This is a genomic window from Robinsoniella sp. (assembly GCF_034124845.1).
Window position 1 is genome coordinate 1 of record NZ_JAWYAJ010000266.1, and the last position, 14,850, is coordinate 14,850.

Here is a 14,850-nt window from a genome sequence, read left to right on the forward strand (position 1 = left end):
CCGGTTTGGTACTGAACAGTGTGTCCTTCCAGAACTTTGCAGCAGAGGAATTCCAGGATTATAAAGAAGCGGATTACCATTTGTATTTTCGAACAGAAGTAGTCCAGTGCAGTGATGGATCCGGTACATTAAATAAAGATGCGGTAAACGAAGATGCAACTAGAACAGTATTTGGCAAGAAGGGACAGATTCAGGAAGATGGAATAACTGTCACCTGGGAAAATTAAGTGGGGGTGATAGAATGAAGAGATTATTTCATAGAAAAATGTTTGCTGTAATCGCCCTTTGCATCATAACGCTGATTGGTGTGTCCGGAACATACGCTTATTATCAAAGCGAGGTTCAAATAAAGAATCCGTTCCGTACAGGAGAGCCCAGGATACATTTATCTGAAAAGTTTAATGAGGCAAATAATTGGGTACCGGGTGAAGAAAAAGAAAAAAAGGTATGGTTTGAAAATTTAGGAAATATGGATCTTCTCCTTCGCTTTAAAGCAGAAGTGACATTAAGAGACCCGGCAGATCAGGCAGTAAAGATAACAGCAAGTAAATCAGATAAGAATGTGTATGTAACAGCAGATGGAAATGAATTCTGTACATTAAACTGGTTTGATGAAAACATGAAGAGCTGGGCAGATAAACAGGATGGTTTCTATTATTACAATCAGATATTTAAAGCAGATGCAAAAACGTTACCTGTACTGAAATCTGTGACATTCAGCAAAGGACTTTCAAATGATGTTCATGGCATCCGAACCGATTATTCGCAGTATAAACTACAGGTTAAAATAACCGCAGAGACCATACAGGTCAATAAAGAAGCAGCTTCAGCACTTTGGCAGCGCTCATATATATTAACAAATGACCAGGTAACATGGCAGTAAAATTAATTTGGTAACAGCCAATTAATATAAAAAAACAAACAAATAATAATTTATTTTATGGAGGAAAAGGATATGAAGAACAAAAAATTAGCAGCAGGTATCGTAGGTTTAGCAGCAGTAGCAATGGTAGGCGGGACATTAGCATATTTTAATCAGACTATGACAGCAGAGAATAAATTTGACACCGGAAAATATGGTTCCACAATCGTGGAGGAATTTAAGCCGGAGGATGGTAATGACTGGAAACCTGGCGTTGAAGTAAATAAGGATGTAGAAGTAGTAAACACAGGAGATCAGGATGTTGTAGTCAGGGTAAAGTTTGATGAGACATGGGTGAATAAAACAAGCGGCAATAAAATCAAAGAAAACAATCTGTTAGATGGTACAACAAAGCAGGATAACGCTGTGGATGGTTTAGTAGAAAAGGATGGTTCTGTAGTAGAATTGACACTGAATGGTGTAAGCACAACCTGGATTCGCGGAGAAGACGGATGGTACTACTTTAAAGATAAACTTGCTGCAGGAGCAACCACCGATACCTTCTTAGACAGTGTACAGCTCATAAAAGATGCTGACCTTGGTTTATATGTGAATAAAAAATATTATACCAAAGCAACAGAAAAACCGGATGTAACTGATTTAAGCAAATGGACATCATACGATGGAGAAATGCCAAAAGATGCAACCTTTAATTTATCCGTTACAGAACAGGATCCGACAGCAACCGGTTACAGCAATGCAGATTATACATTAAAAGTAACTGCACAGACCGTTCAGGCAACAACAGGCGCAGTAACAGAAGTATTTGGTGCCGCAGTTCCTCAGGATTGCTTAAACAACTGGAATTTAGTGGATGGAGAATAATTTCATAGTCTCCTATTGTCACAAATAAAATTTTGACAACATTTCATGGAAAACAAGTATAAAAAAATTAGACATATAAGAATTCAAATTAAATAAGAGATAAAATTAAATAACAATTCAAATTAAAATCAAAATTCAGGAGGATATCAGAGATGAAAAATAAAAAAGTTATAGCAGGTCTTGGAATATTAGCAGTAGCAGTAGTTGGAGGAACATGGGCATATTTTAATCAGACAACAACCATCGACAACCCTTTCAGTACCACATCATTTGAAGGTACCACAGTGGAAAAGTTTAATCCTACGGACGGCGGTGACTGGAAACCAGGCGCAGAAGTAGATAAATCAGTAACGGCTAAAAACACCGGCGAGGGTGATGTATGGGTAAGAGTAAGGTTTGATGAAGAATGGGCAAATGCAGGAGTTGTGATTGGCTCAGAAAGTGATCAGTTCCTTCCAGGTTCCGTAAACGAAAGTCTGCAGTTAGATGCAACGGATGGTAAGACAGCAGGTGACGGCTCCGTTGTTTATAAAAATATAGATGCTGCAGACTGGACAAAAGGATCCGACGGCTGGTATTACTACAACGAAACCCTTGGTGCAGGAGAAACAACGAACTCTTTAATGGATTCTGTAACCTTATGTAACAATACGGATATGGGTAAATATAATGAATCAACTTACTACAAAATTGTAGAAAAAGATGCAGAAGAGCCGGCTTTTGATGAATCATGGACATCGTATACCGGAGAACTAAAGGATGCTTTAAAAGAACTTCCCGAGGATCAGGTAAAAGGCAAAGATGTATATACCAATGCATTAAAGCAGTTAGACAGTACCTTAAAAGGATACGCTTCTGATAACTACACACTGTCGATCAAAACACAGTTTGTTCAGGCAGATGCACAGGCAGCTGAGGCATCCGACTGGGTAACATATCCAGGAAAATAATAACACCGACTAAAAGTAAAAGGACGTACTTGAATGAAAATACTAAAAAATCTATTCAACATCCTATCCTGGATTGTCTACATTGCAATTTTCTGCTACATTCTCATCGTAGCACCTATGGTGGCAGGCTATAAACCGGTTGTCGTCCTCAGCGGCAGTATGGAGCCTGCCTACCATGTAGGCAGTGTCATTTATTATAAGAGTACTTCCTTTGCAGACATCCAGGAAGGAGATGCTGTCACATTTAAGGCTGGCGATCATGCATTGGTAACTCACCGGGTAGTCAAAAGAAATGATTTGAGTGGTGCCTTTGTGACAAAAGGCGATGCAAATTCCACAGAAGATGCAAATCCCGTGGAATTCTCAGATGTAGTGGGAAAGGCATCAAAATTAACCATTCCCTATGCAGGATACTTTATTTCCCTGGGGAAAAATATCCCGGTCATTGTTGTTATGGCAGCGATAATTGTAATTAGTGTTTTATTAGACAGTCTCTTCCCGAAGAAAAAGAGGGAAAAAGAAAGGGCTGAAGTGAATGAAGAGAAACAGTAAAAAACTGGTTTCCCTGATTGCTGTATTATGTGTATTCTTGGTAGGAGGAACGATCGCATATTTCAGTGATCAGGAATCCGCTAAAAATACATTTGCCATGGGCAAATTCGATACGGTTTTAAATGAAGAATTCGATCCGCCCAGTGACTGGAAGCCCGGAACTGAGATTGATAAAAAGGTAAAAGTAGATAACACCGGAACGGTTGATATGGTGGTTACAGCCAGATTTGATGAAAGCTGTGTACGTAGAGAAGACGTCTATCTTAAGAAATATAATGATGAGACAAAACAGCTGGAAGACATATTAGCAGCAAAAGCCGGTGAAGAACTCCCTGTGATCTTCGATGTAGTAAAAGAGGGGGAAACCATTACTTCCTATGAAGAAGTGGGAATTAAAAAGTTCGGTACGGAAGTAGTAAAATATACCCCAGGTACTGATCCGGCGGATTATGAAGGAAAATGGGTATATTCCTACAATCCCCAGACCTGCGTTTACCAGTTTATCTATATGGGAATTGTAAAATCGGGAGATTCCACTCCGTATCTTCTGCAAAGCGTCACTATGAATCCCGCGCTTAACAGCACCGTGTCCAAAACCAGTCAGACTGCTTATTACGATAAAGAAAAAGGGGAAAGTGTGAAGACATTTGCGTTCGAGACATCAGAAAAGGGATATGACAACGCATCCTATCATCTGAATATTACAGCAAAGTCCCTTCAGGCATCGGCTAAAGCAATACAGAGCGACTGGGCGGCAGGAACGGAAATGATTCCGGCAGAATTTGAGGAACTGTTAACACATCTGGCAACTATGTGCCAATAGAATGGAAAAGTAAAAAAGGAGATTAAGGCGCATGAAAAAGAAAAACATCGTAAAGATCGCCAGTCTGGCAGCAATTGTTCTGCTGGCAGGAGTAGGTGCGACTTTCGCTTATTTTACAGACAGCCAATCTGCTTCTAATATACTTTTTATGGGGCACGTTGATATCAGTCTGACGGAAGAAATGAAGGACCCTTCGAATCCGGATGGTCCGGCTGTTCCTTATCAGGACCCCACAAACCTGATGCCGGGAGATGTGATCTCGAAGATGCCAAAGATTACGGTGGAACAGGATTCACTTGCCTGCTATATCCGTGCAGTGGTAACGATTACCAATCCGGCGGCAGCAGAACCGCCATTAACCATTGCAGATATAAATGTTTCAAAAGACTGGGTCATTGTCCCGGATGAAAAAGCAGAAAATATCTGGTATTGCTATTATGTGGGAGGAGAGGACGCAGGAATCGCGAGTCCGGGGCAGACGCTGCAGTTATTCAGTGAAGTAGAATTGCCGGGCAGGTGGCAGAACGAAATGAATGACACACAGGTTGTCGTGGATATAAAGGCAGAAGCGATTCAGGCAGATCATTTTACACCCTCCTATGAAAGAGAGAACGGAAAAATTATATCCTGTTCATGGCTAAATACTGAGGGTAAGGAAGTAGAAGCAGAAGTTTATAAGAAATAATGACATTCATATCACAAAAACGGGAGGTCAGAGGATGCTGCCAAGGCTATTAAACGGAATCGGAATTCTTTTGATGACAGGCGTCATCCTCATAGCCATACCATTAACCCTGCCAAAATTGTTTGGATATCATATTTACGGGATATTAACAGAAAGTATGGAACCGGAATATCCGGCAGGTTCAGCGGTTTATGTAAAAGAAGCAGATTTTGATGCGATAAAAACAGGAGATCCCATTACCTTTCACATGGGTACGGATACCACATTGGTGGCAACTCACCGTGTAACTGCAATTGAAAAAGATAAGCAGCAGTTCAGAACAAAAGGAGATGCCAACGAGTCGGAGGATACCACTCCGGTAGCCTTTTCCAGAGTCATCGGAAAGGTTGTATTCGGGATTCCGGCTTTGGGCAGTATTTCTTTCTATCTGAGTTCCTGGTCAGGCACAATCGTCTGCATCGCAGCATTTGCTGCGGCGTTTGTACTGTGGGTAACGGCAGATAAGATGAAGTCAAAGGAGCGTGCGAAGTGAAGAAAAAATTAATCCTTATGGGCGTGGCAGCCGCTCTTGTTACGGCAACATTAATCGGCGGATCCCTGGCATATTTCCAGGCAGCCGGACAGCGGGTAAAACAGCAGATCAATACGAAAAATCTCGGTATTCAGTTCAATGAAGTCGGGAAAGACGGCTCCGGGAAAGAGATTTATACGGAGATTCCCAATGGAACCGTATATGTAAAGCAGATTTTACCGGGGGCGGAAGTTCAAAAAGAAGTCTGTATTACAAATACACAAAACACAGATTTATATACAAGAATCACTATATCAAAATATTGGGGCAGTTTCAAAGGCAGTGAATTTATTAAAGATGGAAATAAAATTGCCGAAAAAATTAAAATTCCGGCAGTTCAGAATAAAGATAATTCCGGTGACAAAGCCCGTTGGATACTGCAGATGGAAGACAATGAGCAAATGGTGTTATATTATACAAAACCACTGGCACCGGGAGAAAATTCAAAAATATTTATGGATCAGATTCAGATATCCCAAGACCTGCAAAATGATTATGCGGATCTGGGTGTAGAACTGAAAATGCAGGCAGATGCAGTGCAGATTCTGGCGGGGCAGGATGCAATTATGTCGGAATGGGGCGTACTTGCCACCATAGATGATCAGGGTTACATTACGAAGATTGAAGAGTAAAACAGGGAGGTTGCCATGAAGAAGAAAATAATAGCTTTTGGAATGATGCTGGCACTTTTGCTTAGTCTCTCCACAATTGCATATGGGGCAGAAGAGACACCGACGGTAACCTTCGATGGCAGTGAAGATATCAAATACAATTACGATGATACAGATAATTTCGGAACGGAGTTTAATGATATGCAGCCCGGCGAAGAGCGGGTTCAGGAAATTTTGTTGAAGAATACGTCAAAGAAAAGCATTGATTTCTTTATGCGGACGGAAGTGCTGAAGGCTTTTGAGGATGCAAAAAAAGCAAGCGAAGCGGCCTATCAGATCAGCCTTACCATCACCCAGGATGGCAAGACAGAGACCATTTACGGCGGAAAGGAATCCGATGGGTCAGCCAGAATCGGAGCAGACGAAAACGGTTTGAAGGATATGAACGGAAGCTTGCAGGAATGGCTGATGCTTGTAAACTTAAAGCCATCCAAGACGGCAACCCTAAAAATGACGGTTTTCCTGGACGGGGAATCCCATACCAATGACTATCAGGCGGCAGACGGAACATTTCAGTTCGAGTTTCGCGCAGGCTATGACGATGCACCGCCCCAGACCGAGATAGTAACGGAAAAGCAGGCGGATAAAATAGTTACGAATAAAGTTACCACACCCGGACCGGTAAACAAGGTAGTAAGACAGGTAAAAACAGGCGATGATACTCCGGTTGTATTCTGGCTGGTGGCAGCAGGAGCTTCTCTTCTAATCGTAATCCTGGCGGCTGTATATGGCAAAAAGAAAAAAGATAAGCATGATTATTTTGCCGCAAAGTAAAAAAATCAAAAAAGGGCTACACGAAAGAGATGATGAAAGCAGCAGTCTGTTATAATCGTTTTAGAAGCAGGAAATAAATAGCTGGGACCTTATGTGAAAGCGTTAGAAACTGCCGGGAACAGTATAGATCGCAGATTCCGGTTTTGCAGAAAAGGGCGGAGGGATAATTATGAGTATGATAAGGAAAATAGACAGGGTGGTAATGCTGAGCTGCCTTTGTATATGCATGTTGATGGGGGCCATGACATTGCAGGTAAACGCAGCAGAAGAAAATACCTATACAGTTACCTATCGTCCCGGCAATATTGCAAGGTTCCGTGAACAGTTATATGCCGGTTATGTAGCCGAATATGGTGAAAACCAGGTATCCCGCAGTGATGCCACGGGAAGTATTAAAATCACAGTTTCTGCGGGTGCACCCTATCCCACAGCGCCGGATGCACAGGATCTGGTATTTGATGATGCACATAAAGGAAAATATTATGTGAAGACAGAATGGCGTCCCACTTGGGAAACTGTCACGGAAAATGGTGATTTTGTAGTGGATTACGGTGCTTTAACCGACTCTGTGGAATACACAATCCGGTTCGTGGATTCAGGCAGCGGCGAAGACGTTGCAACGCCGGTCATTACCATGGGGAATGTTCATGACCAGATCACATATACGGCAAAGGCAGTACAGGGCTATGCCTATGATTCTTATGTAAAACAGATGACCCTGACAGCAGATTCCGCTAAAAATGAAATCAGATTTCAATACACCAGTACGGAGCAGCCAACTACTCAGGTTGTACAGGTACCGGGAGAAACCATAACGAATACCACATACGAGCAGGGACCGGGTACAACCGTCAACGAAACGGTCACTGTACCGGGGGGGAACACCACGCCAACGGGCAATAATGCTTCTGCAGGCAATACCCAGGCAGATAATAACCAGGCAGATGGAACCACTGCGGATAATAATGCAGCGGCTAACCAGAATCAAGACAATGCAAATACGGTGCCAAACCAGAATGAAAACAATGTGAATATTACCGATGAAGAAGTGCCGTTAGCTGACCAACCGGAAGATACCGGCAGCACCGATGGTGCCAATGCTCCAGAAACCACTATGGCAACTGAAGAGATTACAGATGCTGAAGTTCCGCTGGCACAAAAGCCATCAGAAGACCTGTCATCCTCGGGCAAACCAATTATTTTAGGCAGTGCATTTGCAGGAATTTTGTTACTTGCAGGCGGCTTCCTGTATTTTATGAAGAAAAAGGGTAAGTGGTAACAACACACAGACTATTGACATTTAATACCTGTGCGTCTATAATAACAATAACTGAATAGCTATGCAGGGGAACTATTTATAGTTGAGATTGATATGTATATATCTAACCCTTTGAACCTGACAGTTAACACTGTGGTAGGGAGCATTCGATGAGTAATATTTGGATGTTCACTTTTTAGTGAACATTTTTTTATGAAAATATAGAGTGAACTGGCAGGTAAGCAATTACCTGTCTTTTTTCATGTTTAGAGCGAGTCAGAAAGCATCTTTCAGGGCATTTGCTATTCGTTAATAAAACACATAAGGAGGAACAGCAAATGCGCGCATATTACACGCAGATGGAAGCAGCAAAGAAAGGAATTGTAACACCACAGATAGAGACAGTCGCGGAAAAAGAAAAGATTGAAGCTGAAAAATTAGTGGAACTGGTAGCATCCGGGCAGGTGGCAATACCGGCAAATGTACATCATACTTCACTTTCACCGGAAGGAATCGGAAGCGGACTTCGCACCAAGATAAATGTAAATCTGGGAATTTCCGGAGATAGTAAGGATTATGACAGGGAATTGAAAAAAGTGCAGATGGCAATTGATTTTGGAGCTGAAGCAATTATGGACCTGAGTAATTATGGAAAAACACATGACTTCCGGGAAAAGTTAATTGATATGTCCCCGGCTATGATTGGCTCAGTTCCCATGTATGATGCAATTGGTTATTTAGAGAAGGATCTGCTTGAAATTAAGGCAAAGGATTTTTTGAGAGTAGTAGAAGCACATGCAGTAGAAGGAGTTGATTTTGTTACTATTCATGCGGGATTAAACCGCAGGGCAGTGGAGAGTTTCCGCAGAGCCGGCCGTAAAATGAATATTGTGTCCAGGGGAGGATCGCTGCTGTTTGCATGGATGGAAATGACGGGTAATGAAAATCCGTTTTATGAATTCTACGATGAAGTACTGGATATTCTGAGGGAACACGATGTGACAATCAGCATTGGGGATGCTCTGCGCCCGGGATGCATTGCAGACAGTTCCGATGCAGGTCAGATAGCAGAATTAATTGAAATCGGAAATCTGACCAGGAGAGCATGGGATAAGGATGTACAGGTGTTGGTGGAGGGCCCCGGACATATGGCAATGGATGAGATTGCTGCAAATATGAAAATGGAAAAGAGAATCTGCCATAATGCCCCTTTCTATGTACTTGGACCGTTGGTAACGGATATTGCACCGGGATATGACCATATTACATCAGCAATTGGAGGCGCCATAGCGGCTGCAAACGGAGCGGATTTCTTATGCTATGTCACTCCGGCGGAGCATCTGCGTCTGCCAGATGTGAATGATGTACGTGAAGGCATCGTAGCCAGTAAGATTGCAGCACACGCTGCAGATATTGCCAAAGGAATCAAAGGAGCCAGAGATATTGATAACCGTATGGCGCAGGCAAGGCAAAAGATGGACTGGAATGAAATGTTTGATATCGCAATAGATGGTAAGAAGGCAAAAGAGTATTTTGAAAGCACGCCTCCAGCGGATCGACACACCTGTTCCATGTGCGGAAAGATGTGTGCAGTCAGGACTACAAATATGATTCTGGAAGGGAAAAAAGTAGAATTCTGTACGGAAAAGTAAGAGATACAGCAATCATTAGAAGAAACAGAAAGGGATAAATAATGAAAGTAAATGGTAAGACAACGGTGCTTACAGATGCAAAGACACTGGAAGATTTCCTGAAGGATAACAATTATAACCTTTCCAGAATTGCGGTTGAACGCAATGGAGAAATCATACCGAAAGGAAATTTTGACCGTGTGATTTTATCAGATGCAGACTGTCTTGAAATCGTCAGCTTCGTAGGCGGAGGTTGAATCATGCGTATAAAATTAAATGGTAAAACCAGAGAAGTCAGGTGTGGTACCTTAGCGGAGCTGAAAGGAGAATCCGGAAAAGATACGGATATCGTGATCTTAAATGGTTTTGCTGTTTCTACAGAAGAGTTGAACAACTCCAGACCTTTAAAGGAAATGGATGAGGTATTTTTTATACATAGGGGGATGCTTCCGGAGCAGGAGGAATTAGAGGCTATGATGGCGGCAAGACATACTCCGGGAGTCTGGAAAAAGGTTAATAATGCCAGCGTTGCAGTTGCGGGGCTGGGCGGTCTGGGATCCCATATTGCAGTAATGCTTGCAAGGACAGGTGTTGGAAGGATTTTGCTGGCAGACTTCGATGTAGTAGAGCCAAGTAACTTAAACCGTCAGAATTATCAGATTTTTCATCTGGGAAAGAAGAAGACCGAGGCATTAAAAGAACAGATTGAACAGATCAATCCTTTTATCCGTGTAGAGACAGTAGACAGAAAAGTAACTGAACGGAATGCCGCAGAAATATTTGCGGAATATTCCATCATCTGTGAGGCATTTGACAGACCGGAAGCCAAGGCAGCACTGGTAAATACCGTTCTGACAGAACTTCCGGACTCGGTCATTGTATCCGCTTCCGGGATGGCAGGATATGACAGTGCTAATGAAATAAAAACGATACGTAAAATGTCAAGGCTCTATGTGTGCGGGGATATGGAAAGTGAAGCAGAAGAAGGCAGAGGACTGATGGCACCAAGAGTCCTGGTTTGTGCCGGACATCAGGCGAATATGGTGCTGCGTCTGATTCTTGGGATCACGGAAGTATAGGGAGAATCCGTAAACAAGATCTTCGAAAGGAAGAGAATACATAAAATGGAAGAAATAATGGAAGAAAAAATGGAAACAAAGTTAGAAACAAAAACAGAAATAAAAATAATAAAAGAAACAAATTCACAAGACAAATTAATGATAGGCGGTTATGCATTTAATTCCAGGTTTATTCTGGGTTCCGGTAAATTTTCATTGGAGATGACTAATGAAGTTATAAAAAACGGCGGTGTGGAAATGGCTACTCTGGCACTTCGCCGTGCCAATGTGGGAGGAGAAGAAAACATTCTGGATTATATGCCGGAAGGCATAACTTTACTGCCCAATACATCCGGTGCCAGAAACGCTGAAGAGGCCGTACGCATTGCCCGTCTGGCAAGGGAAATCGGATGCGGGGATTTTGTGAAAATTGAGGTGGTACACGATTCCAAGTATCTGCTCCCCGATAATTATGAGACGATCAAAGCAACTGAAATACTGGCAAAGGAAGGGTTCATCGTAATGCCGTATATGTATCCGGACCTAAATGCAGCCAGAGATATGGCAAATGCCGGAGCAGCAGCAATTATGCCCCTGGGAGCGCCAATTGGAAGCAATAAAGGGCTGTGCACCAGAGAATTTATCAAAATGCTGGTGGAAGAGATCAGTCTTCCGATCATTGTGGATGCAGGGATTGGAAGACCATCCCAGGCGTGTGAGGCAATGGAAATGGGAGTAGATGCAATTATGGCAAATACGGCAATTGCAACAGCCGGAGATGTGGCTCAGATGGCAGCAGCGTTTAAGCTGGCGGTAATATCAGGAAGAATGGCATATCTTGCAGGTCCGGGCAGGGTACTGGACCGGAGGGCGGAAGCGTCCAGTCCGTTAACCGGATTTTTACAGGACTAGAGCGTGTTTGAAAATTCATTCCCACCATCAGCTTACAGCTACAATCAGTTTGATTGTAAGAAAGGGAAACAGATATCAGGTAAATAAAATGAGTACAGTAAATGAGAAAAAAACGGAGAATCTCAAGGAGGAGGTCTCCGTTATAAGAGCCGGCAGATTTATTACCGAAGAGACAGATCATATGGAATATCAGCCGGGAATGGAAGATGTTCATTCCGATATAATGGAAAAGGTTTTAAAACTGGTCAGGAACTATGATTATGGGGTGTACACCGCCAAAGATGTAAAAGTGGCGCTGGCAAAAGAAAGCCTGCTTCCCGAAGATTTTGCAGCACTGCTTTCCCCGGCTGCAGAACCGTTTTTAGAAGAGATGGCAAGAAAAGGAAAGGAAGAGACAAGCAAACATTTTGGCAATGCGGTGTCACTTTTTACCCCTTTGTATATAGCAAACTATTGTGAAAATAACTGCATTTACTGCGGTTACAATTGTAAAAACCGTATTCTCCGGGGAAAACTTTCCATAGAAGAAATAGAAATGGAATTAAAAAATATTGCGTCCACCGGATTGCAGGATATTTTATTGTTAACAGGAGAATCCAGGAAGGCATCTGATGTTGCCTATATTGGAGAGGCGGTCAGAATAGCAGCCAGGTATTTCGCCTTAGTAGGGGTTGAAATTTACCCTCTGAATACCGATGAGTATGAATATCTGCATCAATGCGGTGCAGATTATGTCTGCGTCTATCAGGAAACCTATAATCCCGTAAGGTATGAGAGGCTGCACTTAAGCGGACCGAAGCGCATCTATCCCTATCGTTTCAATGCCCAGGAAAGAGCCTTGAAGGGAGGGATGCGATCCGTAGCCTTTGGTGCCCTTCTTGGATTGGATGATTTTCGCAGGGATGCTTTTGCAACCGGAATGCACGCTTATCTGGTCCAGCAGAAATATCCCCATGGAGAAATTTCTTTTTCTCCGCCCAGACTCCGTCCTATTATTAACAATGATAAAATCAACCCTAAAGATGTTCATGAAACCCAGCTTTTGCAGGTAATGCTGGCATACAGACTCTTCATGCCATTTGCAGGGATAACCATATCTACCAGGGAAAGAGAAGGATTTCGGGATCATGTCATTGGCATGTGTGCCACAAAGATCTCAGCCGGTGTAAAGGTAAGCGTTGGCGGACATGGGGAAGATGCAAAGGGAGATGAGCAGTTTGAGATATCAGATCCCAGAAATGTAGAAGAAGTAAAGCAGGCAATCATTACCCATGGATTACAGCCGGTCTATGTAGATTATATCAGAGTATAAGAATGGGAGGTGGAATATGTATTTATGTATCACGAACCGCGCCCTTAGTTCCGGGGATTTTATGAATAAAATAAAGGAACTGGCAGACCGCCCTGAGATCGAGAAGATCATATTACGGGAGAAAGATCTTACACCGGATGAATATGAAATATTAGCAGTAAAATGCTGGGAGATATGCCGCGGGCATGGGAAACCTCTGGTGATCAATCATTTTGTTGAAGTAGCAAAAAGACTCCAGATTTCGGAAGTGCAGATTTCTATGGAATCACTCCGGACGTATGCTAACAGTGCACTGGGGAACTTCCTGTCGGTGGGGGTATCGGTACACAGTGCCGAAGAAGCTGTAGAAGCACAGCTTCTTGGCGCCGGTTACCTTATTGCCGGACACATTTTTCAGACGGACTGTAAAAAAGGAATTCCCGGTCGGGGGCTTGCATTTTTAGAAGAGGTATGCAAATTGGTATCCATTCCGGTATATGCCATCGGCGGTATTTCGCCGGATAATATTCATGAGGTAATTCGGTCCGGTGCAAAAGGCGGCTGCATGATGTCAGGATTTATGAGGGGAACTGTCCTGTAAACAGGTGTTTATCAGGTTCCCGGCAGCTGGAATATGATAGTTGTTCCGCCTCCAGGTGTATCTTCTATCCAGATCTTACCTTTATGCAATTTTACAATTTCCCTGGCAATACACAAACCAAGACCAAAGTGTTCCTTATCTTTATGGGATGAATCTACCCGGTAAAAACGGTCAAACACTGCTTTTTTATTTTTGTCCACTATTCTGGGACCGGTGTCGGTAACGGCAATCCGAAATCTCCCGAGCTCAAATGACAGGGAAATGTCCACTTTTTGACCTGCCGGGGTGTAGGCAAATGCATTGTCCAGCAATATAGACAGGACCTGCCCGATGCGCCCAGGATCACAGAGAAGCGCAGGCATCTTCTGATCGGGAATATGAAAGGCAAAATTCAGTTTTTTAACAATAGCCTGGGGCTCAAATTTTTCATAAGTTTCCAATACCAGGGTGTCCAGTTCCACAGGCTCACGGTGAATGGCCCAGTTTCTGGCATCTGCGTTAGCAAGAGTAAGCATGTCATTAATCAGCCTTGCCATACGTCCTGCTTCAGATTCCATTGCGTGGATAAAGCGTAAGAAGTCTTCCTTACCGGCGATTTTCAGGGCAGACAGGCTGCTTGTAATAACCGTGAGTGGGGAGCGGAGTTCGTGGGATGCGGAGGCAATAAATTGAACCTGTTTGTCCCGGTTTTCTTTCAGCGGGCGGATCATTTGTCTTGTAAAGAGCCAGGAAAAAATACCGAGGAGAATAACAGCGCCCAGGTCAACTAGGACAAAAAGTAAGCGCTGGCGGATAATCTGGGCTTTCTGGGTCGTAAAGGGAGAAATGACAGTTATGCTTAAATAACCGCTGACTTTGGGAATCAGGGCTGCTGAGGCATAGTATAGTTCCCCGTCATATCCGGTCATTTTAAATTCTTTATGTTTGGAGAGAACGCTATTTTTATTAAAATTATGAACATCCAGTCCATATGTCTGCAAAGCCATGTCCTTAGCCTGGGTGATAAGTTTTTCTCCTTCAGAAGATGGATTTAGGGATTGAAATACCAGATTGTTGCCGGTGTCTTTGATTTCCATCTGCATATTATAATTGTACTCCATCTGGGCAATCCAGGTATGGGTAATGACGGACTGGTTCTCCAGATAGGAATAGAGAGAATTTAAATTATTTATAAATGAAGAATAGCTCACATCCTTAATACCGGATTCCGCTATAGTCAGACAGATACAGGACATGGCGACCAGGATCAGTCCGGTCACCAGTGTACAGAAAAGAGTCATTTGACGGTGCAGTTTTTTAAACATTTGTATCCTCCAGGCTATATCC

17 protein-coding genes, 1 pseudogene and 1 riboswitch are annotated in these 14,850 nt (G+C 42.9%); of the genes and pseudogenes, 17 read left to right on the forward strand and 1 reads right to left on the reverse strand.

Annotated elements, in window-relative coordinates:
• From ACH2DQ_RS13125 to ACH2DQ_RS13205, 17 genes and pseudogenes are all read left to right on the forward strand, one after another.
• Positions 1-227: pseudogene (locus ACH2DQ_RS13125) on the forward strand (hypothetical protein); the annotation flags it as partial.
• A 14-nt stretch (positions 228-241) separates the two neighbouring features.
• Complete coding sequence (locus ACH2DQ_RS13130) at positions 242-883, forward strand: BsaA family SipW-dependent biofilm matrix protein (protein ID WP_394911130.1); 642 nt, start codon at positions 242-244, stop codon at positions 881-883.
• Positions 884-955: 72 nt separating this feature from the next.
• A complete protein-coding gene (locus ACH2DQ_RS13135) occupies positions 956-1,747 on the forward strand; it encodes a BsaA family SipW-dependent biofilm matrix protein (RefSeq protein ID WP_394911131.1) in 792 nt (263 codons plus the stop codon).
• Between the two features lie 152 nt (positions 1,748-1,899).
• On the forward strand, positions 1,900-2,697 hold the full coding sequence (locus tag ACH2DQ_RS13140; RefSeq protein ID WP_394911132.1) for a BsaA family SipW-dependent biofilm matrix protein: 798 nt from the start codon (positions 1,900-1,902) through the stop codon (positions 2,695-2,697).
• 33 nt (positions 2,698-2,730) lie between these two features.
• Positions 2,731-3,249 carry a signal peptidase I gene (locus ACH2DQ_RS13145; RefSeq protein WP_394911133.1) on the forward strand — a complete coding sequence of 173 codons (519 nt, stop codon included), beginning with the start codon at positions 2,731-2,733 and terminating at the stop codon, positions 3,247-3,249.
• Positions 3,233-4,072, forward strand: coding sequence for a BsaA family SipW-dependent biofilm matrix protein (locus tag ACH2DQ_RS13150; protein WP_394911134.1), 840 nt, complete (start codon positions 3,233-3,235; stop codon positions 4,070-4,072). The genes ACH2DQ_RS13145 and ACH2DQ_RS13150 overlap by 17 nt, the downstream gene beginning before the upstream one ends.
• 31 nt (positions 4,073-4,103) lie before the next feature.
• Entirely contained in the window at positions 4,104-4,757 is a 654-nt protein-coding gene (locus ACH2DQ_RS13155) for a SipW-dependent-type signal peptide-containing protein (RefSeq protein ID WP_394911135.1), read from the forward strand.
• Positions 4,758-4,791: 34 nt separating this feature from the next.
• Positions 4,792-5,289 carry a signal peptidase I gene (locus ACH2DQ_RS13160; RefSeq protein WP_394911136.1) on the forward strand — a complete coding sequence of 166 codons (498 nt, stop codon included), beginning with the start codon at positions 4,792-4,794 and terminating at the stop codon, positions 5,287-5,289.
• A complete protein-coding gene (locus ACH2DQ_RS13165; RefSeq protein WP_394911137.1) occupies positions 5,286-5,960 on the forward strand; it encodes a hypothetical protein in 675 nt (224 codons plus the stop codon). The genes ACH2DQ_RS13160 and ACH2DQ_RS13165 overlap by 4 nt, the downstream gene beginning before the upstream one ends.
• A 15-nt stretch (positions 5,961-5,975) precedes the next feature.
• Entirely contained in the window at positions 5,976-6,773 is a 798-nt protein-coding gene (locus ACH2DQ_RS13170; RefSeq protein ID WP_394911138.1) for a hypothetical protein, read from the forward strand.
• Between the two features lie 169 nt (positions 6,774-6,942).
• The gene (locus tag ACH2DQ_RS13175) at positions 6,943-8,052 is read left to right on the forward strand and encodes a hypothetical protein (protein WP_394911139.1); all 1,110 of its coding nucleotides are present in this window, start codon (positions 6,943-6,945) and stop codon (positions 8,050-8,052) included.
• A 55-nt stretch (positions 8,053-8,107) separates the two neighbouring features.
• A riboswitch (TPP riboswitch) is annotated at positions 8,108-8,211 on the forward strand.
• Positions 8,212-8,369: 158 nt separating this feature from the next.
• Positions 8,370-9,683, forward strand: coding sequence for a phosphomethylpyrimidine synthase ThiC (gene thiC / locus ACH2DQ_RS13180; RefSeq protein ID WP_394911140.1), 1,314 nt, complete (start codon positions 8,370-8,372; stop codon positions 9,681-9,683).
• 41 nt (positions 9,684-9,724) lie between these two features.
• Positions 9,725-9,919 (forward strand): sulfur carrier protein ThiS, encoded by a 195-nt coding sequence (thiS, locus tag ACH2DQ_RS13185; protein ID WP_394911141.1) that lies wholly within the window; start codon positions 9,725-9,727, stop codon positions 9,917-9,919.
• 3 nt (positions 9,920-9,922) lie between these two features.
• Positions 9,923-10,741, forward strand: coding sequence for a sulfur carrier protein ThiS adenylyltransferase ThiF (gene thiF, locus ACH2DQ_RS13190; protein ID WP_394911142.1), 819 nt, complete (start codon positions 9,923-9,925; stop codon positions 10,739-10,741).
• A gap of 138 nt (positions 10,742-10,879) precedes the next feature.
• Positions 10,880-11,632 (forward strand): thiazole synthase, encoded by a 753-nt coding sequence (locus tag ACH2DQ_RS13195; protein ID WP_394911161.1) that lies wholly within the window; start codon positions 10,880-10,882, stop codon positions 11,630-11,632.
• Between the two features lie 88 nt (positions 11,633-11,720).
• Positions 11,721-12,944 (forward strand): 2-iminoacetate synthase ThiH, encoded by a 1,224-nt coding sequence (gene thiH / locus ACH2DQ_RS13200; RefSeq protein ID WP_394911143.1) that lies wholly within the window; start codon positions 11,721-11,723, stop codon positions 12,942-12,944.
• Positions 12,945-12,960: 16 nt separating this feature from the next.
• Complete coding sequence (locus tag ACH2DQ_RS13205; RefSeq protein WP_394911144.1) at positions 12,961-13,524, forward strand: thiamine phosphate synthase; 564 nt, start codon at positions 12,961-12,963, stop codon at positions 13,522-13,524.
• Between the two features lie 11 nt (positions 13,525-13,535).
• Here ACH2DQ_RS13205 and ACH2DQ_RS13210 read toward each other — a convergent pair whose 3' ends face one another.
• Entirely contained in the window at positions 13,536-14,828 is a 1,293-nt protein-coding gene (locus tag ACH2DQ_RS13210; RefSeq protein ID WP_395027027.1) for a sensor histidine kinase, read from the reverse strand.
• Positions 14,829-14,850: the final 22 nt, after the last annotated feature.

What these genes read in the sequence shown, in the direction of transcription:
- ACH2DQ_RS13170 (WP_394911138.1), top strand. Translation starts at nt 5,976, where the DNA reads ATGAAGAAGAAAATAATAGCTTTTGGAATGATGCTGGCACTTTTGCTT.
- ACH2DQ_RS13210 (WP_395027027.1), bottom strand. Translation starts at nt 14,828, where the DNA reads ATGTTTAAAAAACTGCACCGTCAAATGACTCTTTTCTGTACACTGGTG.
- ACH2DQ_RS13175 (WP_394911139.1), top strand. Translation starts at nt 6,943, where the DNA reads ATGAGTATGATAAGGAAAATAGACAGGGTGGTAATGCTGAGCTGCCTT.
- ACH2DQ_RS13150 (WP_394911134.1), top strand. Translation starts at nt 3,233, where the DNA reads ATGAAGAGAAACAGTAAAAAACTGGTTTCCCTGATTGCTGTATTATGT.
- thiC (WP_394911140.1), top strand. Translation starts at nt 8,370, where the DNA reads ATGCGCGCATATTACACGCAGATGGAAGCAGCAAAGAAAGGAATTGTA.
- thiS (WP_394911141.1), top strand. Translation starts at nt 9,725, where the DNA reads ATGAAAGTAAATGGTAAGACAACGGTGCTTACAGATGCAAAGACACTG.
- ACH2DQ_RS13195 (WP_394911161.1), top strand. Translation starts at nt 10,880, where the DNA reads ATGATAGGCGGTTATGCATTTAATTCCAGGTTTATTCTGGGTTCCGGT.
- ACH2DQ_RS13140 (WP_394911132.1), top strand. Translation starts at nt 1,900, where the DNA reads ATGAAAAATAAAAAAGTTATAGCAGGTCTTGGAATATTAGCAGTAGCA.
- thiH (WP_394911143.1), top strand. Translation starts at nt 11,721, where the DNA reads ATGAGTACAGTAAATGAGAAAAAAACGGAGAATCTCAAGGAGGAGGTC.
- ACH2DQ_RS13155 (WP_394911135.1), top strand. Translation starts at nt 4,104, where the DNA reads ATGAAAAAGAAAAACATCGTAAAGATCGCCAGTCTGGCAGCAATTGTT.
- ACH2DQ_RS13205 (WP_394911144.1), top strand. Translation starts at nt 12,961, where the DNA reads ATGTATTTATGTATCACGAACCGCGCCCTTAGTTCCGGGGATTTTATG.
- thiF (WP_394911142.1), top strand. Translation starts at nt 9,923, where the DNA reads ATGCGTATAAAATTAAATGGTAAAACCAGAGAAGTCAGGTGTGGTACC.
- ACH2DQ_RS13160 (WP_394911136.1), top strand. Translation starts at nt 4,792, where the DNA reads ATGCTGCCAAGGCTATTAAACGGAATCGGAATTCTTTTGATGACAGGC.
- ACH2DQ_RS13145 (WP_394911133.1), top strand. Translation starts at nt 2,731, where the DNA reads ATGAAAATACTAAAAAATCTATTCAACATCCTATCCTGGATTGTCTAC.
- ACH2DQ_RS13135 (WP_394911131.1), top strand. Translation starts at nt 956, where the DNA reads ATGAAGAACAAAAAATTAGCAGCAGGTATCGTAGGTTTAGCAGCAGTA.
- ACH2DQ_RS13130 (WP_394911130.1), top strand. Translation starts at nt 242, where the DNA reads ATGAAGAGATTATTTCATAGAAAAATGTTTGCTGTAATCGCCCTTTGC.